The 17,616-nt window shown below is 68.7% G+C and carries 16 protein-coding genes; 7 read left to right on the plus strand and 9 right to left on the minus strand.

Annotation, left to right across the window (positions count from 1 at the left end):
* Nucleotides 1–181 precede the first annotated feature (181 nt).
* On the minus strand, nucleotides 182–2,461 hold the full coding sequence (locus DYS74_RS05770; protein WP_121531822.1) for an NADP-dependent malic enzyme: 2,280 nt from the start codon (nucleotides 2,459–2,461) through the stop codon (nucleotides 182–184).
* A gap of 181 nt (nucleotides 2,462–2,642) precedes the next feature.
* Here DYS74_RS05770 and DYS74_RS05775 point away from each other — a divergent pair, with 181 nt between their 5' ends.
* The 5 genes from DYS74_RS05775 to DYS74_RS05795 all read left to right on the plus strand — a co-directional run bounded on the left by DYS74_RS05775 (nucleotide 2,643) and on the right by DYS74_RS05795 (nucleotide 7,822).
* Entirely contained in the window at nucleotides 2,643–3,035 is a 393-nt protein-coding gene (locus DYS74_RS05775) for a cytidine deaminase (RefSeq protein ID WP_121531824.1), read from the plus strand.
* Nucleotides 3,035–4,354, plus strand: a complete 1,320-nt coding sequence (locus DYS74_RS05780) for a thymidine phosphorylase (protein WP_121531826.1) — start codon at nucleotides 3,035–3,037, stop codon at nucleotides 4,352–4,354. Before DYS74_RS05775 ends, DYS74_RS05780 begins: the two co-directional genes overlap by 1 nt.
* 1 nt (nucleotide 4,355) lies before the next feature.
* Entirely contained in the window at nucleotides 4,356–5,579 is a 1,224-nt protein-coding gene (locus DYS74_RS05785) for a phosphopentomutase (protein ID WP_121531827.1), read from the plus strand.
* A gap of 8 nt (nucleotides 5,580–5,587) precedes the next feature.
* On the plus strand, nucleotides 5,588–6,220 hold the full coding sequence (upp, locus tag DYS74_RS05790; RefSeq protein ID WP_121531829.1) for a uracil phosphoribosyltransferase: 633 nt from the start codon (nucleotides 5,588–5,590) through the stop codon (nucleotides 6,218–6,220).
* A 63-nt stretch (nucleotides 6,221–6,283) separates the two neighbouring features.
* Nucleotides 6,284–7,822, plus strand: coding sequence for an SPOR domain-containing protein (locus DYS74_RS05795; RefSeq protein ID WP_121531831.1), 1,539 nt, complete (start codon nucleotides 6,284–6,286; stop codon nucleotides 7,820–7,822).
* A 51-nt stretch (nucleotides 7,823–7,873) separates the two neighbouring features.
* On the opposite strand, the gene DYS74_RS05800 is transcribed toward DYS74_RS05795, so the two are convergent.
* Nucleotides 7,874–8,890, minus strand: a complete 1,017-nt coding sequence (locus DYS74_RS05800) for a hypothetical protein (protein WP_121531833.1) — start codon at nucleotides 8,888–8,890, stop codon at nucleotides 7,874–7,876.
* A gap of 121 nt (nucleotides 8,891–9,011) precedes the next feature.
* Nucleotides 9,012–10,637 (minus strand): AMP-binding protein, encoded by a 1,626-nt coding sequence (locus DYS74_RS05805; RefSeq protein WP_121531835.1) that lies wholly within the window; start codon nucleotides 10,635–10,637, stop codon nucleotides 9,012–9,014.
* A 200-nt stretch (nucleotides 10,638–10,837) separates the two neighbouring features.
* On the opposite strand from DYS74_RS05805, the gene DYS74_RS05810 reads away from it, so the two are divergent.
* Nucleotides 10,838–11,485, plus strand: a complete 648-nt coding sequence (locus tag DYS74_RS05810; RefSeq protein ID WP_121531837.1) for a sulfotransferase family 2 domain-containing protein — start codon at nucleotides 10,838–10,840, stop codon at nucleotides 11,483–11,485.
* Between the two features lie 60 nt (nucleotides 11,486–11,545).
* Here DYS74_RS05810 and DYS74_RS05815 read toward each other — a convergent pair whose 3' ends face one another.
* The 6 genes from DYS74_RS05815 to DYS74_RS05840 form a co-directional block, all read right to left on the minus strand.
* Entirely contained in the window at nucleotides 11,546–13,735 is a 2,190-nt protein-coding gene (locus DYS74_RS05815; protein WP_121531839.1) for a 3-hydroxyacyl-CoA dehydrogenase NAD-binding domain-containing protein, read from the minus strand.
* Nucleotides 13,728–14,228: a cupin domain-containing protein gene (locus tag DYS74_RS05820; protein ID WP_121531841.1), complete on the minus strand. Its 501-nt coding sequence runs from the start codon at nucleotides 14,226–14,228 to the stop codon at nucleotides 13,728–13,730. Before DYS74_RS05820 ends, DYS74_RS05815 begins: the two co-directional genes overlap by 8 nt.
* On the minus strand, nucleotides 14,228–15,439 hold the full coding sequence (locus tag DYS74_RS05825; RefSeq protein ID WP_121531843.1) for an acetyl-CoA C-acetyltransferase: 1,212 nt from the start codon (nucleotides 15,437–15,439) through the stop codon (nucleotides 14,228–14,230). Before DYS74_RS05825 ends, DYS74_RS05820 begins: the two co-directional genes overlap by 1 nt.
* Before the next feature lie 9 nt (nucleotides 15,440–15,448).
* Nucleotides 15,449–16,075 carry a glutathione S-transferase family protein gene (locus DYS74_RS05830; RefSeq protein WP_121531845.1) on the minus strand — a complete coding sequence of 209 codons (627 nt, stop codon included), beginning with the start codon at nucleotides 16,073–16,075 and terminating at the stop codon, nucleotides 15,449–15,451.
* Between the two features lie 350 nt (nucleotides 16,076–16,425).
* Complete coding sequence (locus DYS74_RS05835; RefSeq protein ID WP_113899791.1) at nucleotides 16,426–16,638, minus strand: hypothetical protein; 213 nt, start codon at nucleotides 16,636–16,638, stop codon at nucleotides 16,426–16,428.
* Nucleotides 16,638–17,084 (minus strand): GFA family protein, encoded by a 447-nt coding sequence (locus tag DYS74_RS05840; RefSeq protein ID WP_121531847.1) that lies wholly within the window; start codon nucleotides 17,082–17,084, stop codon nucleotides 16,638–16,640. Before DYS74_RS05840 ends, DYS74_RS05835 begins: the two co-directional genes overlap by 1 nt.
* 127 nt (nucleotides 17,085–17,211) lie before the next feature.
* Here DYS74_RS05840 and DYS74_RS05845 point away from each other — a divergent pair, with 127 nt between their 5' ends.
* Nucleotides 17,212–17,580, plus strand: a complete 369-nt coding sequence (locus tag DYS74_RS05845; protein WP_121531849.1) for a hypothetical protein — start codon at nucleotides 17,212–17,214, stop codon at nucleotides 17,578–17,580.
* Nucleotides 17,581–17,616 lie beyond the last annotated feature (36 nt).

Genomic DNA, 17,616 nt, shown 5'->3' on the forward strand with positions numbered 1-17,616 from the left:
GATTGTTACCGGGGAATGCGACATTCCGACCGGAAAATTTTGCAGTTCCTCGGCCTATGCTTGCGCAAACTTTTGCAAAGCAGTGGATTTTGTTGATGCCGCGTGAGCGGCATAACGCAATTTGCAAAGTTTCTTCGCTTTGCATCCGGCGCGGAGCGCGTGTGCCCCGCGCCGGCCGGGATCAGCCGTAATGCGCGACCGGCGTGCCGGCGAGGGCCGAGATGTTCAGCAGCCCGCGGGTGGTGATCGAGGGGGTCACGATATGCGCCTTGTTGCCCATCCCCATCAGGATCGGACCGACCTCGAGCCCATCGGCCTTTGCCTTGAGGATGTTGCGCACCCCCGAGGCGGCGTCGGTATTGCCGAAGATCAGCACGTTCGCCGCGCCCTCGAGCCGGCTCTCGGGCATCAGCCGGTGCCGGATCTCGGGCGAGAGGGCGGCGTCGATGTGCATCTCGCCCTCATAGGCGAAATCGGGCTCGCGTGCGTCGAGCAGCGCCATCGCCGCCCGCATCCGCCGCCCCGAGTCGATGTCGAGGTTGCCGAACTGGCTGTGCGAGCACAGCGCCACCTTCGGCGCCAGCCCGAAGCGGCGCACGTGCCGCGCCGCGCCGATCACCGCGGCGGTGATCTCCTCGGGGGTCGGTTCGTGGTGGACATGGGTATCGGCGATGAACAGCGGCCCGTCCTCGAGGATCATCAGGCTGAGCGCGCCGACCGGGTGCAGCCCGTCGCGCGCCAGCACCTGACGGATATAGTTCAGGTGCCACAGATATTGCCCGAAGGTGCCGCAGATCATGCTGTCGGCGTCGCCGCGATGGACGGCGATCGCGGCGATCGCGGTGGTGTTGGTGCGCATGATCGCGCGGGCGAGGTCGGGGGTGACGCCGCGCCGCGCCATCAGCCGGTAATAGGTCTCCCAATAATCGCGATAGCGCGGGTCGTTGTTCGGGTCGACGACCTCGAAATCGGTGCCCGGGCGCAGCGGCAGGCCGATGCGGTCAAGCCGCGCCTCGATCACCTCGGGGCGGCCGATCAGGATCGGCCGGTCGGTGGTCTCCTCGATCATCGCCTGGGCGGCGCGCAGCACGCGCTCGTCCTCGCCCTCGGCGAAGATGATCCGGCGCGAGGCGGTGGCGGCTGCCTCGAACACCGGGCGCATCAGCAGGGCCGACTTGAACACCGAGCCCTCGAGCGCGCGCTTGTAGGCGGCGAGGTCCTCGATCGGGCGGGTGGCGACGCCGGTCTCCATCGCGGCCTTCGCCACCGCCGAGGAGACGACGCCGATCAGCCGCAGGTCGAAGGGCTTCGGGATCAGGTAGTCGGGACCGAAGGTCATCTTCTCGCCGCGATAGGCCGCCGCCGCCTCGGCCGAGGTGGTGACGCGGGCAAGCGCCGCGATGCCCTCGATGCAGGCAAGCTGCATCTCGTCGTTGATCGTCGTCGCGCCGACGTCGAGCGCGCCGCGGAAGATGAAGGGGAAGCACAGGACGTTGTTGACCTGGTTCGGGAAGTCCGAGCGGCCGGTGGCGATGATCGCGTCGGGGGCGACCGAGCGCACCTCGTCGGGCAGGATCTCGGGGGTGGGGTTCGCCAGCGCGAAGATGATCGGGCGCGCCGTCATCTTCGCCACATGTTCGGGCTTCAGCACGCCGGGGCCCGAGAGGCCGAGGAACATGTCGGCGCCGGCGATCACGTCATCGAGCGTGCGCAGGTCGGATTTCTGCGCATAGGCCGCCTTTTGCGGGTTCATGTCCTCGGCGCGGCCCTCGTAGACGAGGCCGTGGATGTCGCACAGCCAGACGTTCTCGCGCTTGACGCCCAGCTTCAGCAGCATGTTCAGGCAGGCGATGCCGGCCGCGCCACCGCCGGTCGAGACGATCTTGATCTCGTCGAAGCGCTTGCCCGAGATCCGCAGCGCGTTGGTCGCCGCCGCGCCCACCACGATCGCGGTGCCGTGCTGGTCGTCGTGGAACACCGGAATGTTCATCCGCTCGCGGCAGATCTTCTCGACGATGAAACAGTCGGGGGCCTTGATGTCCTCGAGGTTGATCGCGCCGAAGGCGGGTTCCATCGCGCAGACGATCTCGGCCAGCTTCTCCGGGTCGGGCTGGTTCAGCTCGATGTCGAAGGCGTCGATATTGGCGAATTTCTTGAACAGGACCGCCTTGCCCTCCATCACCGGCTTCGCGGCAAGCGGGCCGATGTTGCCGAGGCCCAGCACCGCGGTGCCGTTCGTCACCACGGCGACGAGGTTGCCGCGCGCGGTATAGCGCGCCGCGGTCGTCGGATCTGCCTTGATCTCGAGGCAGGCCTCGGCCACACCCGGCGAATAGGCGCGGCTCAGGTCGCGGCCGTTGGCGAGCGGCTTTGTCGCGCGGATCTCGAGCTTCCCGGGCTTCGGAAATTCGTGGTAGTCGAGCGCGGGATGACGCGCGGGTTCGTGCCGTGACTCGTCCATGAGGGCCTCCCTGAAACTGGTTTAGCTTTAAACTATTTGGCCTGACGCTGCAAATAGGCCCGTCGGCGCAAGGCCGCAAGGGGGCATCCCGCGCACTGCATGGCGGCTTGCATCGCTTCGGGAGGCGGCGCAAGCTTCGGGCGAGTTGAACCGTTTGGACAAATCACCCCCGGAGGCCCCGATGTCCCTTGTCGAACTGGCGCGCGACGTGCGCGAGAACGCCTATGCGCCCTATTCGCGATTCAAGGTGGGTGCGGCGGTGCGGGGCAAGTCGGGGGCGGTCTATCGCGGGGTGAATGTCGAGAATGTCGCCTATCCCGAGGGCACCTGCGCCGAGGCCGGCGCGATCGCGGCGATGGTCGCGGCGGGCGAGACCGAACTTGTCGAGGTGGCGGTGATCGCCGACAGCCCGACCCCGGTGCCGCCCTGCGGTGGCTGTCGGCAGAAACTGGCCGAGTTCGGTCGGGCCGAGACGCCGGTGACGCTCGCCACCACCTCGGGCGCGCGGTTTGACACCACGATCGGCGAATTGCTGCCCGGCCGTTTCGATGCAAGCCACATGGACAAGTGCTGATGGAGGCGCGCTTGATCATTGCCGGCGTGCGCGACGGGCAGGGGCTGACGGCCGAGGCCGCCGCCTGGTTCGCCGCGGGACTGGCCTCGGGGGCGGTGTCGGACGCGCAGGCGGGGGCCTTCGCGATGGCGGTGTTCCTGAAGGGCATCGGCACCGAGGGGCGCGTGGCGCTGACGCGGGCGATGCGCGACTCGGGGCAGGTGCTTGACTGGGATCTGGCCGGGCCGGTGATCGACAAGCATTCGACCGGCGGCATCGGGGATTCCGTCTCGCTGCTGCTTGCGCCGGCACTGGCGGCCTGTGGCGTCTTCGTGCCGATGATCTCGGGGCGCGGGCTCGGTCACACCGGCGGCACGCTCGACAAGATGGAGACGATCCCGGGCTATCGCGCGCTGCCCGGCGTCGAGGCGCTGAAGAAGGTGGTGGCCGAGGTCGGCTGTGCGATCGTCGGCGCCACCGACGAGATCGCGCCCGCCGACAAGCGGCTTTACGGCATCCGCGACATCTCGGGCACGGTCGAGTCGATCGATCTCATCACCGCCTCGATCCTGTCGAAGAAGCTCGCTGCCGGGCTCGACGGGCTGGTCCTCGACGTCAAGGTCGGCTCGGGCGCCTTCATGGCGAAGATGGAGGATGCCGAGGCGCTGGCGCGCAGCCTCGTCGCCACCGCAAACGGGGCGGGCTGCCGCTGTTCGGCGCTGATCACCGACATGAGCCAGAGCCTTGGCCATTCGGCGGGCAATGCGCTCGAGGTGATCGAGGTGATGGAGACCTTGACCGGATCGGCGGTGAACGAGGCGCTGTGGGACGTGACCGCGGCCTTGGGCGGCGAGGCGCTGGTGCTTGCGGGCAAGGCCGAGACGATGGACGACGGTGCGGCGATGATCGACCATGCGCTTGAGACCGGACGCGCGGCCGAGGTCTTCGGCAAGATGGTCGCGGCGCTTGGCGGGCCGCTCGATTTCGTCGAGCGCTATCCCGACCGGCTGCCCTCGGCGCCGGTTCTGGTGCCGGTGCCGGCGCCACGCGCGGGCTTCGTGACGCGGGTCGATGCGCGCGCGCTTGGCGAGGCGGTGGTGCGGCTGGGCGGCGGGCGGCTCGTCGGCACCGACCGGATCATCCCCTCGGTCGGGCTGTCGGGCCTTGCGGTGATCGGTGAGGAGATGGACGCGGGCGAGCCCCTCGCCCTTGTCCATGCGACGACGGCCGACAGGGCCGAGGCGGCGGTGGCGGCAGTGCGCGCGGCCTATGGGCTGAGCGCGGACATGCCCGAGGAGCCGCCGCTGATCCATGGCCGCATCGGCCCGGAGGATGTGTGAGATGACCCGTGCCTTCCTGATCGTGATGGACAGCGTCGGCATCGGCGGCGCACCCGATGCCGCGCGCTTCTTCAACGATGGCGAACCCGATACCGGAGCGAACACCGTGGGTCATATCGCCACGGAATGTGCTGCGGGGCGGGCCGAGGCGGGGCGCTCGGGCCCGCTGAAGGTGCCGCATCTCGATGCGCTCGGGCTCGGCGCCGCGGTGACGCTTGCCTCGGGGCTGTGCCCGCCCGGGCTCGGCGCGCCGCCGCGCGGGCTTTGGGGCGCGGCGAGCGAGGTCTCGAAGGGCAAGGACACGCCCTCGGGGCATTGGGAGCTGGCCGGCGTGCCGGTGCCCTGGGACTGGCACTATTTCCCCCAGGTCGAGAACAGTTTTCCGCCCGATCTGGTCGATTTCGTCGCCGCGCAGGCCGGCACCGCGGGGATCCTGGGCAATTGCCACGCCCCCGGCACCGCGATCATCGAGCGACTCGGCGAGGAGCACATGCGCAGTGGCTGGCCGATCTGCTACACCTCGGCCGACAGCGTGTTCCAGATCGCCGCCCATGAAGAGACCTTCGGCCTTGCCCGCCTGTTGCAGCTGTGTCGTGACATCGCGCCGCGGCTGCATGCGATGAAGGTCGGGCGGGTGATCGCGCGGCCCTTCGTCGGCCGCCCGGGCAATTTCGTGCGCACCCCGAACCGGCGCGATTTCGCAATCGAGCCGCCGGCGCCGACGCTGCTCGACTGGGCCTATGACGCCGGCCGCACCACCCATGCGATCGGCAAGATCGGTGACATCTTCAGCCATCGCGGCATCAGCGCGCTGCACAAGGGCAAGAATGACGCCGACCTGATGGACCATCTGCAGCGGCTGGCGGGCGAGGCCGAGGAGGGCAGCCTGACCTTCGCGAACTTCGTCGAGTTCGACAGCCTCTATGGCCACCGTCGCGATGTTTCGGGCTATGCCCGGGCGCTTGAATGGTTCGATGCGCAGGCCGGACGCTTCCTCGCGCGGCTGCGGCCGGGAGATCTGGCGATCTTCACCGCCGACCATGGCAACGATCCGAGCTGGCACGGCACAGACCACACCCGCGAGCGGGTGCCGGTGCTGGGACATGGTGTCGGCTTGCGGTCGGTGGGGCAGGTGGCCTATTCGGACGTCGGAGCCTCGGTCGCGGCGCATCTCGGTTTGCGCGCCGCGGGCCCCGGGCACAGCTTTTTGCAAGAACAAGACTGAGGGATGCCATGGACGAATTCGTGACGGTGGTCGACCACCCGCTGGTGCAGCACAAACTGACGCTGATGCGCGAGAAGGACACGTCGACCGCGGGTTTCCGCCAGCTGCTGCGCGAGATCAGCCTGCTTCTGGCCTATGAGGTCACCCGCGGGCTCGAGCTGACGACGAAGACGATCGACACGCCGCTGTGCAAGATGGAAGCGCCGATCCTCGAGGGCAAGAAACTCGCGCTGATCTCGATCCTGCGGGCGGGCAATGGCCTGCTCGACGGTATCCTCGAGCTGATCCCGGCGGCGCGCGTGGGCTTTGTCGGCCTCTACCGCGACCCCGAGACGCTGCAGCCGGTGCAGTATTACTGCAAGGTGCCGAACATGCTCGAGGACCGGATGGTGATCGTGGTCGATCCGATGCTGGCCACCGGCAACAGCTCGGTCGCGGCGGTCGATCTGATCAAGGCGCAGGGTGCGAAGAACATCCGTTTCCTGTGCCTGCTCGCGGCCCCCGAGGGCATCGCGCGGATGCGCGAGGCGCATCCCGATGTGCCGATCGTGACCGCCTCGATCGACGAATGCCTCAACGATCACGGCTATATCGTGCCGGGCCTAGGGGATGCGGGCGACCGCATGTTCGGCACAAAATAAGGCCTTTCTCCTTTACTCGCAGACAATCCTGCGTCATTTTCCCTGATAGGTGATTTGGGGGAAATGATGCGGTTTGGCGGGGTTCTGACGACGACGCTTCTGCTGGCGGTGCTTGGGGCTCCGGCGGCATGGGCCGGGCTCGAGACCAACGGGCCGGCCGAATTTCCGCCAGCCTCCTTCTCGGGGCGCCAGTATGTCGACAGTGCCGGCTGCGTCTTCGTCCGGGCGGGCTATGGCGGCAGCGTGAACTGGGTGCCGCGGATCGGCCGCGACCGCAAGCAGCTGTGCGGCTACAAGCCGTCGCTGGCCGCGGGGGCGCCGGTCCTCGACGTGGCGAAGAGCGCGCCGGCCACGGCGCCGACGCCCTCCGCGCCGGCTCCTGTTCCCGCTCCGGCCAAGGTCGCCGCCGCTCCGGCGCGGCCGATGCGCGCAGACTCGCCGTTCGAGCCGACGCCCGGCGTGGGCCGGCCGATGCCGACCATTGCGCTCACCAATACCCCGCCGCGGATCGGCCGTGCGGCAATGCCGGCCCCGGCGCCGGTCGCGATGCCCGCCCCCCCGGTGGCCGCGCCGGCCCCCGGCCCGGTCAAGATCGCTGCGGCCCCTGCGCCCGGCCGCTATGTCTCGCCCTATGCCCTGGGTGGCGAGTGGAGCGGCACGGCTGCGACGGCGCCCGCGGTGACCCCGGCCCCCTATGGCGCGCCGGTGACCATTCTCGCCGCCGAGACGGTGCAGGGCGCCACCACCACCTGTCCGAACCTGTCGCCGGTCGCGCAGCGCTATACGCTGTCGGACGGGCGCAGCGTGGTGCGCTGCGGCCCGCAGACCGAGGACCCGGTGGGCTTCATCAACCGCGCCGCGGTGCCGGGGCTGGTCGTCGCCTCGACCACGCCGGTTGCCGGGACGAGCCGCGCCGTCGCCGCGCCACGCGTCTCGCGCGCGCCGGTGGCCCAGCCGATCGCGCCGGTGCCGATGACGCCGCAGCAGGGCTATTCCGCCTCCAGCCCCTATCAGGGCACGCTGGCACCCGCCCCCGATGCGGTCTATCTGCGCCACCCGGCGGGGCCGACGACGCTCGCCCCGGTGATCGTGGCGACGAAGGTCGGCCCCTCGGGGTACAAGCCCGCTTTCGATGACGGCCGGCTGAACCCCTATCGTGGCCCGCGGGCGAGCACGGGCGATGTGCAGCAGGCGCAGGTCTGGACCAATCAGGTGCCGGCACAGACGCTGACCGCCACCACCCCCGCCAGCGCGCGGGTGATCGTGTCGACGCCAATGGTGCAGTATCGCGAGGCGGTGCAGCAACCGCTGGTGCTGCCGGTTGCGGCCCGGCCCTCGACGAAGTCGGTGGCGCCGGTCGCGCCGGCACCGGTCGCCTCGGCCGCGCGCTATGTGCAGGTCGGCACCTTCGGGGTGGCGGGCAATGCCGAGGCCGCGAAGGCGCGGCTGCGCGCCCTTGGCCTGCCGGTGTCGAGCGCGCGGATCACCCGCTCGGGCAAGCCGATGACCATCGTCTATGCCGGCCCGATGCCGGGTGGCGATGCCGGCACGGCGCTTGGCAGCGTGCGCGCGGCGGGCTTCGGCGACGCGATCCTGCGCTGAGCGATCGTCCTCTCGGGATAGAAAAGGCGGCCTTCGGGCCGCCTTTTTTCGTCAGTCGCAGATCCCCTGCAGTGCCACCCATTGCTCGTCGGCCAGCACCGCCTCGGGCGCGGGGCGGCCCTTGAACGGGTCTGCCTCGATCAGGCCGAGCACGCTTTCACCCGAGGCGTCGCGGGCATAGGCCCAGGGCGTCGAGGATACCCCCGCCGCGCCGAAGGCCGCCAGCAGCGCCCCCTCGGGCGGCAGCGGCGGCGGCGTGTCGAGCAGATGCGCGCCATAGCCCGAGACCGCATCGCGGGGCAGGTCCCCGGTGACGAGCAGGCTGAAGGCCGCGCGCACCCCCGCCCAGCGGAGGAAATCGAGCAGCGGGTCGTGCCCGGCGGCGGCGAGGTTCGCCTCGATCACCGCGCCGGCGGCAACCTCGGGCGTGTCGGGGCCGGCGATGGTGTCGCGGCCAAGCGCGACGATCTTGCCCGGCAGGCGCCGCCCGCCGGTCAGCCCGCGCGGCAACACGGCGACCTGCGCGGTGTCGGGCAGGCGCTCGGCCAGTGCCGCAAGCGCGGCATCGCCCGCCTTCGAATGACAGGCCGCGGCGCCTGTCGCGCGTTCGAGCTCGACCAGCACGGCGCGGCCGATTTCGGTGCGCTTCGCCAGCGGCGCGACGCGGGCGGCCTGTGCGGTCAGCGCGCCGGGCAGCCAGAAGAGGGCGGCCAGCACCACGACGCCGATCGCGCCCGCGGTCAGTATCCCGCGCAGCCGGCCCGGATGCGGGCGGCGGGCCTCGATCGCGCGGTGCACCTTCTCGATCGCGTCGATCAGGGTCGTGTCCTCGATCTCGAGCTCCTCGCCCGGTTCCTCGGAGGGGGCATAAAGCGCGGGCCGCTTGCCGGGGTTGAGCCGCACCAGTGCCGCGAGCGACCAATGCGCGAGCGCCCGCGCCGAGCGATCGTCGGCGATCACCAGCGTCGCGTCACCGAAGGAGATGATCACCGCGCGTCGCTGAGCCTCGGGCCCCTCGCGCCAGATGCCGGGGGCTTCGAGCCTCAGAAATTGCTTGAGTGCGGTCATCCGGTCCGGGTCTGCCTTGTTTCGGGCAGGATAGCGAATCGGGGTCCGGGGTCAATCGCAGGGCCGAAAGAAGAGCGGGGGGCCGAAGCCCCCCGTCCTGCGCTTCGCGGAGGCGATCCCGTCAATCGAGCAGCTTCGCGACGGCGCGCAGCTCGAATTTCTGGATCTTGCCGGTCGAGGTCTTGGGCAGATCGGCGAAGACCACACGCTTCGGCGTCTTGAAGCCGGCGAGGCGCTCGCGGCAGAAGGCCATGATCTCCTTGTCGGTGACCGTGGCGCCTTCCTTCAGCTCGACGAAGGCGCAGGGCACCTCGCCCCATTTCTCGTCGGGCTTGGCCACGACCGAGGCGAGCGACACGGCGGGATGCGCCGCGATCACGCCCTCGACCTCGACCGAGGAGACGTTCTCGCCGCCCGAGATGATGATGTCCTTCGCGCGGTCGGTGATCTTGATATAGCCATCGGGGTGCATGAAGGCGATGTCGCCCGAGCGGAACCAGCCGCCCTCGAAGGCCTCCTGCGTCGCCTGCGGGTTCTTGAAATAGCCCTTCATCACCGAGTTGCCGCGCATCACGATCTCGCCCAGATGGACGCCGTCGCGGGCGACCTCGTGGCCGTGGTCATGCACGGTGATGGTTTCCATCATCGGCATCAGCACGCCGGTGCGGGCCTTGATCTCGGCGCGCTCCTCGCCCTCGATGCCCTTCCATTCGGGCTTCCAGGTGCAGACGGTGGCGGGGCCGTAGACCTCGGTCAGGCCATAGACCTGCGTCACGTTGAAGCCCAGGGGCTCGATCGCGGCAAGGGTCGCGGCGGGCGGCGGGGCGCCGGCGGTGAACACCTCGACCACATGGTCGAAGGGGCGGCGGTCGCTGTCCTTGCAGTTGATGATGGTGTTCAGCACGATCGGCGCGCCGGCGAAATGGGTCACGCCCTCGTCGGCGATCGCGTCATAGATCGCCTTCGCGGTGACGTCGCGGCAGCACACCGTGGTGCCGCCCAGCATCGGCATCATCCACGGGTGGGTCCAGCTGTTGCAGTGGAACAGCGGCACGATGGTCAGCAGCACCGGGTAGAGCTGCATCTGCCATGAGATCGCGTTGCCCATGGTGGCGAGATAGGCGCCGCGGTGGTGATAGACCACGCCCTTCGGCTTGCCGGTGGTGCCCGAGGTGTAATTGAGCGCGATGCTCTCCCACTCGTCCTCGGGCATGATCCAGTCGAACATCGGATCGCCCATGGCGACCAGCTCTTCATATTCGAGGTAATGGCCGCCTGCCGCGAAGCCATGCTCGGGGTCGGCGACCTCGATGATCTGCGGCGGCGTGCCGTGCATCTGCTTCACCGCATCTTCGGCAAGCTTCAGGAACTGCGTGTCGCACAGCACCATCTTCGCGCCGGAATGCTCGAAGATATAGGTGACGGTGTCGACGTCGAGGCGGGTGTTGATCGCGTTCAGGATCGCGCCACAGGCGGGCACGCCGAAATGCGCCTCGACCTGCGGGGCGGTGTTGGGCAGGATCGCCGCCACCACGTCACCCGGGACGATGCCGCGCTCCTTCAGCGCCGAGGCGAGCTGGCTCACCCGGGCGTGGAACTCGACATAGGTGCGGCGGGTGGTGCCGTAAACGAGCGCAGTGCGCTCCGGAAAGACCTCGAGCGCGCGGTTCAGATGCGACAGCGGCGTCAGCGGCACGAAGTTCGCCGCGCATTTGTCGAGCCCTGTTTCGTCTGCAAGCCAACCCATCGGTTCTCCTCCCCGGTCGTCAGATTGTGAAATATTCCGCAAAATTTCCGCGATCATTGGCAACTGTTGCGCGAAAGGGAAGGGGGCGCGGTGCACGTCACGCGAAAGTTTACGTTACGTCATATTGTGGTTGCGCTAGCAGCCGGCGCGGGGGGCCGGACCCCCTTCTGCCGCCCGCACCAAGGCGCTAGGCTGGGGCCATGATCGTCTCGCCCGGCCGCCGTTTCATCTTCGTCCATATCCCCAAGACCGGGGGCACGGCGCTTGCGCTGGCGCTCGAGGCGCGGGCGATGGCCGAGGACATCCTGGTCGGCGACACCCCCAAGGCGCGGCGCCGGCGCGGGCGGCTTGCGGGCGTGCAGACCGCCGGGCGGCTGTGGAAACACGCGACGCTGGCCGAGGGCGTGGGGCTTTACACCGAGGTCGAGGCACGCGACTGGTTCACCTTCACGCTGGTGCGCAACCCCTGGGACCGGATGGTCAGCTATTACGCCTGGCTGCAGGGGCAGAACTTCGCGCATCCGGCGGTCACGCTGGCGCAGACGCTCGATTTCGGGGCCTTCCTCGCCCATCCCTTCACCCGGGCCTCGATCGGTGGCGCGCCCTATGGCAGCTATCTGCGGCTGGCGGACGGCACCGACTGCGCCCGCGCCTTCCTGCGGCTCGAGCATCTCGAGGAGGATGCCGCGCCGCTCGAGGCGCATCTGGGCTTTCGCATCACGCCGCTTGAACGGGCGAATGCCTCGGAGCGGGGGCAGGACTGGCGGCCCTATTACGGCGACCGCGAGGCCGAGATCGTGGCGCAGATCTGCGCCGAGGATATCGCGCGCTTCGGCTACAGCTTCTGAGAAACGGAAAACGCCGGGGACCTGGGGCCCCCGGCGTCGGTCATTGCGGTGCGTTCCGGCTCAGGCGGCCTTCGCCGCGATGCCAGAGCCGTAGCGGCCATAGAAGCTCTCGCCGGTCGCGGCGAGATCGCGCAGGAGCGCCGGCGTCTCGAAGCGGGCGCCGAAGCGGGCGGTGAGATCGTCGCAGATCTCGGCCGCACGCGCCGCGCCGAGGATGTCGAGCCAGCTGAACGGGCCGCCCGACCACGGCGCGAAGCCCCAGCCGAGGATGGCGCCGACGTCACCCTCGCGGATGTCCTCGAGCACGCCCTGCTCGAAGGCGCGCACGGCTTCCAGCACCTGCGCCATCAGCAGACGGTGCTGCACCTCGTGCAGGTCGGGCTGTTCGGCGGCCTCGGGATACTTGGGCGCCAGCCCGTCCCAGAACCCGCCGCGCTTGCCGGCCTCGTCATAGGTGTAGAAGCCCGCCTTGTTCTTGCGGCCAAGGCGGCCCTGATCGGCCATCCAGAAGATCACCTCGTCCACGGCCGCGTCCGGATAGGCGTCGCCCATGGCGGCCTTGGTCGCCTTGGCGATCTTGACCCCCAGGTCGATCGAGGTCTCGTCGACGAGCTGCAGCGGGCCAAGCGGCATGCCGACAAGCTTCGCCGCGTTCTCGATCAGCGTGGGGCTCACGCCCTCGGCCAGCATCCGGATCCCCTCGTTGATATAGGGGATGATGCAGCGGTTGGCGTAGAAGAAGCGCGCGTCGTTGACGACGATCGGCGTCTTGCGGATCTGGCGCACGAAATCGAGCGCCTTTGCCACCGCGACCGGGCCGGTCTGCTCGCCCTTGATGATCTCGACCAGAAGCATCTTGTCGACCGGCGAGAAGAAGTGGATGCCGATGAACTGCTCGGGGCGCTTGCTGGCCTTCGCCAGCATCGAGATCGGCAGGGTCGAGGTGTTGGTGGCGAAGATCGCGTCCTCGGGGATCACCGCCTCGGCCTGCGCCGTGACGCCGGCCTTCACGGTCGGGTCCTCGAACACCGCCTCGACCACCAGGTCACAGCCCGCAAGGGCGGCGTAATCGGTGGTGGCGGTGATGCGGGCGAGCACCTCGGCCTTCTTCTCCTCGGTCACCTTCTTGCGCGAGATCCCCTTGTCGAGGAGCCCGGTCGAATAGGCCTTGCCGCGCTCGGCCGCCTCGATCGTGCTGTCGATCAGCACCACCTCGATGCCGGCGTTCGCCGAGACATAGGCGATGCCCGCGCCCATCATGCCGGCGCCGAGGATGCCCACCTTCTTCACCGTCTGGTCGGCGACCTTCGGCCGGTTCGCGCCCTTCTCGAGTGCTTCCTTGTTGATGAAGAGCGAGCGGATCATCGCCGTCGAGGACGGGTTCATCAGCACGTTGGTGAACCAGCGCGCCTCGATCTTCAGCGCCTGGTCGAAGGGCACGAGCGCGCCTTCATAGACCGCGCTCAGCAGCGCCTTGGCCGCCGGATAGACGCCCATGGTCTTGCCATGCACCATCGCCGAGGCGCCGACGAAGGTCATGAAGCCCGCCGGGTGATAGGGCGCGCCGCCGGGCATCTTGTAGCCCTTCGCGTCCCAGGGCTTCACCAGATCGGCGTCCTTGGCGTTCAGCACCCATTCCTTCGCCGCGGCGACCGGGTCCTCGGCCACCTCGTCGATGATGCCGGCCGCGCGGGCCTTCTTCGGATCGCTCAGTTTGCCTTCCAGCAGGAACGGCGCCGCGACCATCGCGCCCATCTTGCGCACGAGACGGGTGGTGCCGCCCGCGCCCGGGAAGATGCCGACCATGATCTCGGGCAGGCCGATCTTGGCCTTCGGATTGTCGGCGGCGAAGATGCGGTGGGTCGACAGCGGCAGTTCCAGCCCGATGCCAAGCGCGGTGCCCGGCAGCGCCGCGGCGATCGGCTTGCCCCCCTTCAGCGTCTTCGGGTCCATGCCCGCGCGCTCGATCTTGCGCAGGACCTTGTGCATCTGCATCACGCCCTCGAAGATCGCCTGCGCGCCGCCCTCGCGCATCTGCGCGATGACGTTCAGGTCCATGCCGCCGGCAAAGTCCTTCTTGCCCGAGGTGATGACGACGCCCTTCACGGCCGCGTCGGCCAGGGCCGTGTCGATGAAGCTGTCGAGAAGCGCAAAGCCCTCGAGGCTCATCACGTTCATCGACTTGCCGGGCACGTCCCAGGTGATGACGGCGACGCCGTCGGCACCGAGCTCGTAGGTGAAATCAGCCATTTCTCTCTCCCTTCGGCGCGAGGTCGCGGGGGCCCGCCCAATCGCTGCCGTCCTGATAGGTGAAGCGGGCCTTGCCGCCCGCGATGTGGAGTTGCATGTCGACGTCGGAATAGGTGGCGACCTCTTCGGTGGCCTTCGATCCGACGATCAGGAAGCGCGCGGGCGCATCGGAGCGGTTGACGAAACGGTGGCCGTTCGCCACCCCCGCCTTCCACGCCGCGCATTCGCCCGGGCGCATCACGGTCTCGCCCTCGTCCTCGACGAGGATCAGCTCGCCCTCGAGCACCATGCCGAACTCGTCCTCGTTCAGGTGCCAGTGCCGCAGCGAGGCCACGGCCCCCGGCTCGAGCGTGACGATGTTCACGCCGAACTGGGTCAGCCCGGCGAGATCGCCGAGCCGGATCGAGGAACGCCCCGCCATCTGCCCGGCGTAAGGCGCCGGGTAGAGCGAGCCGGTCTTCACCGGCGCCTTGGCAAGGTCGAGCTTCGGCATCAGACGCGCTCGATGATCGTGGCGGCGCCCATGCCGGACGCGATGCACAGCGTGGCAAGGCCGGTCGACAGGTCGCGCCGCTCGAGCTCGTCGAGCACCGTGCCGATGATGATCGCGCCGGTGGCGCCGAGCGGATGGCCAAGCGCCATCGCGCCGCCGTTGACGTTGACCTTGTCGGGCGAGACGTCGAAGGCCTGCATGAAGCGCAGAACCACCGCCGCGAAGGCCTCGTTCACCTCGAAGAGGTCGATGTCCTTGATCGACATGCCGCTCTCGCGCAGGATCTTCTCGGTCACCGGCACCGGGCCCGTGAGCATGATCGTCGGGTCGGTGCCGATCTTCGCCGTGGCGCGGATGCGCGCGCGCGGCTTCAGCCCGTGGGCGATGCCGAATTCCTTGTTGCCGATCAGCACGGCGCCCGCGCCATCGACGATGCCCGAGGAGTTGCCGGCATGGTGGATGTGGTTGACGTGGTCGAGATGCGGATATTTCAGCATCGCGACCTTGTCGAAGCCCGGCATCACCTCGCCCATGTCCTTGAACGAGGCCTTGAGCTTGCCGAGGTCTTCGAGCGTCGTGCCCGGGCGCATGTATTCGTCACGGTCGAGGATGGTGACGCCGTTCTGGTCCTTCACCGGCACGATGGATTTCGCGAACCGGTTCTCGGCCCAGGCCTCGGCGGCGCGGCGCTGGCTCTCGACGGCCAGCGCGTCGGCCTGCTCGCGGGTGAAGCCGTATTCGGTGGCGATGATGTCGGCCGAGATCCCCTGCGGCACGAAATAGGTCTTCATCGCCAGCGAGGGGTCGACGGCGATCGCGGCACCGTCCGAACCCATGGCGACGCGGCCCATCATCTCGACGCCGCCGGCGATATAGGCCTGGCCCGCGCCGCCCTTCACCTGGTTCGCGGCGAGGTTCACCGCCTCCATGCCCGAGGCGCAGAAGCGGTTGATCGCAAGGCCCGGGATCGATTCATCGAGATCCGACAGCAGCACCGCGGACCGCGCCAGGCAGCCGCCCTGCTCGCCGACCTGGGTGACGTTGCCCCAGATCACGTCCTCGACGGCATGGCCCTCGAGCCCGTTGCGTTCCTTGACCGCGTTCAGGAGCCGCGCCGACAGCGCGACCGAGGTCACCTCGTGCAGGCTGCCGTCCGGGCGGCCCTTGCCGCGCGGCGTGCGGCAGGCGTCATAGATATAGGCTTCGGTCATGGTTCCTCCTCAGGCCCGGTCCGCAGGGTTGCCGGGCATCATCTCGTAGGGGTGTTGCCAGCCGGGCAGGGCCGCGATGCGGTCGAGCCAGGCGGAAATCGCGGGGAAACGGTCGCGCTCGAACCCGAAGGGCTCGGGGTAATAGAGGTAGCCGCAGCAGGCGGTGTCGGCGAGGCTGGGGGCATTGCCCGCCATCCAGTCGCGGCCCTCGAGGTGCTGCTCGAGCGTCGTCAGCGCCGCCTGCACCCGGCCCGAGAGCCAGCGGATCGCCTCGGCCGGGCGCTTCTCCTCGGGCAGGAAGTTCATCAGGAAGCGCAGCGTGCCGAATTGCGAACTGCCCTTGTGGTTGTCCCAGAAGAGCCAGCGCAGGATCTCGTCGCGGTCGCCCGTCATCAGCTTGCCGCTGCGCTCGGCGACATGCAGCTGGATCACCGCAGATTGCGTCAGGGTGAGGCCGTCCTCGACGAAGACCGGCACCTCGCCCATCTCGTTCAGCGCCAGGAACTCGGGGCGTCGCGCGCCGCCATGGAAGAAATCGACCCAGACCGGGGTCCAGTCATAGTCCGCAAGGGCCATGGTCAGGGCAGCCTTGTAGGCGTTGCCCGATTCCCCGAAACAATACAGCGTGGCGGTCATCCGATCCCTCCCAAGATCATGGTCATATTGGCAATGAATTGACGTTCGCGTAAGTCCCCGGCCCCGGATGTGGCGCAACGTCACCAGGCCGGGACGCTGCGTCGGGACCGTCGCAGTGAGTATCTAGGCCAAGAAAAAGCGCAGGTCAGGCTTTCTTCAACAGGGTCTGCCACGCTGGTGGTGCGGTACAGGCGGGAGAGCCGATGACCGTCCAGGGAAAAGCCGCCCCGGTCGCGCCGAATGCCCTCAGCGTGGAACTGGACCGATTCCCGTGGCGGGGCGCACAGCCTGCCCCCTGGTGCTTTTCTTGGCCCGAATACGCACCTTCCGACCGTGCCGTGGGCGTGCACTCAGGCCTTGCGATCCTCGAGCTCGGCCTTGAACAGCCGCAGCCGCGCCGTCAGGTTCTCGTGATGGGTGACCGAGCCGAAATGCTCGAACAGGAACACCAGTGCCTCGTCGGGGGTCAGCCCCGCCTCGGCGGCGAAACGGTGCAGCACGCGATAGGCGTCATTCGTCAGCGAGACCGGAAAGCGGCGGGTCAGGCGCAGGCGCTTGGGCATCAGTCTTCCTCGGCTTGGTTCGAGACCACCACGGCGAGCCATTTCTCGCGCGTGGTATGTGCCGGCAGGGTGGGCAGTGTATCGAGCCATTCCAGACGCGACTCGATCCCGCCCTGATCCTGCGGGACGAAGGGGAAGTCGGGGTGCAGGCACCCCGCCATGAACTCGTAGGTGTCGCCGGTGCGCATGTAGAGCGGTGTGCCGCAGGCCCGACAGAAACCGCGGCAGGAGATGTTCGAGCTTGCCCATTCCGCGGCCTGCCCCTGCCAGCTCACGCGGTCGCCCGGCACCTCGTAGAGCGGCGCGAAGGCGTTGCCGGTCGCGCGCTGGCACATCCGGCAATGGCAGATCCCGGTGGCGCCCGGGCCTGCGGAAATCGTGAAGCGCACGGCGCCGCACTGGCAGCCGCCGCGGGCCTCTGGGTAATCGCGTGGGGTCGGGTGCATCGGCGCCTCCTGTCGCGGGCTCGCCCGAGCCTAGAGCGCGCCGTGCCCCGAGACCAGCCCCTTGCGGGGCCGGGGGGCAAGGTCCTATGTCAGGCCCAGGGGCCGCGCCGGCCCGGGGAGACAGGCAATGCGCAACGCGGCCCTGGTGCTGGGCATCATCGGCGGGCTGATCGCCCTGATCGTGGGCTTCTTCGGTTATGGCTACACCGAGGTGGTGCGCAGCCATGCCGAGGTCGGCGAGATGTTCGGCGAGGTGCAGAACCCCGAGCTGATCCGGCTGGCGAGCTTCCTCTCGCCGCTTCTGGCGATCGCCGGCGGCGCGATGGCGAAGATCCGCGCGCTCTGGGGCGGGGTGCTGATGCTTTTGGGCGGCGGGCTGATGTATTACGCCTTCGGCTTCGGCGTTTTCACCATGTTCCCGATCGGGTTCTGTCTGGTGGGCGGGCTGCTCGCGCTCGCCGCGGGCAAGCCGGATGAGCCGAAGGCGCATTTCTGAGAGAGCTTTTCAGGTGGGCGCGGCGGACCTCCGCGG

The organism is Paenirhodobacter hankyongi (genome assembly GCF_003664585.1).
Classification (GTDB): Bacteria; Pseudomonadota; Alphaproteobacteria; order Rhodobacterales; family Rhodobacteraceae; genus Rhodobacter; species Rhodobacter hankyongi.

What these genes read in the sequence shown, in the direction of transcription:
- DYS74_RS05770 (WP_121531822.1), bottom strand. Translation starts at nt 2,461, where the DNA reads ATGGACGAGTCACGGCACGAACCCGCGCGTCATCCCGCGCTCGACTAC.
- DYS74_RS05775 (WP_121531824.1), top strand. Translation starts at nt 2,643, where the DNA reads ATGTCCCTTGTCGAACTGGCGCGCGACGTGCGCGAGAACGCCTATGCG.
- DYS74_RS05780 (WP_121531826.1), top strand. Translation starts at nt 3,035, where the DNA reads ATGGAGGCGCGCTTGATCATTGCCGGCGTGCGCGACGGGCAGGGGCTG.
- DYS74_RS05785 (WP_121531827.1), top strand. Translation starts at nt 4,356, where the DNA reads ATGACCCGTGCCTTCCTGATCGTGATGGACAGCGTCGGCATCGGCGGC.
- upp (WP_121531829.1), top strand. Translation starts at nt 5,588, where the DNA reads ATGGACGAATTCGTGACGGTGGTCGACCACCCGCTGGTGCAGCACAAA.
- DYS74_RS05795 (WP_121531831.1), top strand. Translation starts at nt 6,284, where the DNA reads ATGATGCGGTTTGGCGGGGTTCTGACGACGACGCTTCTGCTGGCGGTG.
- DYS74_RS05800 (WP_121531833.1), bottom strand. Translation starts at nt 8,890, where the DNA reads ATGACCGCACTCAAGCAATTTCTGAGGCTCGAAGCCCCCGGCATCTGG.
- DYS74_RS05805 (WP_121531835.1), bottom strand. Translation starts at nt 10,637, where the DNA reads ATGGGTTGGCTTGCAGACGAAACAGGGCTCGACAAATGCGCGGCGAAC.
- DYS74_RS05810 (WP_121531837.1), top strand. Translation starts at nt 10,838, where the DNA reads ATGATCGTCTCGCCCGGCCGCCGTTTCATCTTCGTCCATATCCCCAAG.
- DYS74_RS05815 (WP_121531839.1), bottom strand. Translation starts at nt 13,735, where the DNA reads ATGGCTGATTTCACCTACGAGCTCGGTGCCGACGGCGTCGCCGTCATC.
- DYS74_RS05820 (WP_121531841.1), bottom strand. Translation starts at nt 14,228, where the DNA reads ATGCCGAAGCTCGACCTTGCCAAGGCGCCGGTGAAGACCGGCTCGCTC.
- DYS74_RS05825 (WP_121531843.1), bottom strand. Translation starts at nt 15,439, where the DNA reads ATGACCGAAGCCTATATCTATGACGCCTGCCGCACGCCGCGCGGCAAG.
- DYS74_RS05830 (WP_121531845.1), bottom strand. Translation starts at nt 16,075, where the DNA reads ATGACCGCCACGCTGTATTGTTTCGGGGAATCGGGCAACGCCTACAAG.
- DYS74_RS05835 (WP_113899791.1), bottom strand. Translation starts at nt 16,638, where the DNA reads ATGCCCAAGCGCCTGCGCCTGACCCGCCGCTTTCCGGTCTCGCTGACG.
- DYS74_RS05840 (WP_121531847.1), bottom strand. Translation starts at nt 17,084, where the DNA reads ATGCACCCGACCCCACGCGATTACCCAGAGGCCCGCGGCGGCTGCCAG.
- DYS74_RS05845 (WP_121531849.1), top strand. Translation starts at nt 17,212, where the DNA reads ATGCGCAACGCGGCCCTGGTGCTGGGCATCATCGGCGGGCTGATCGCC.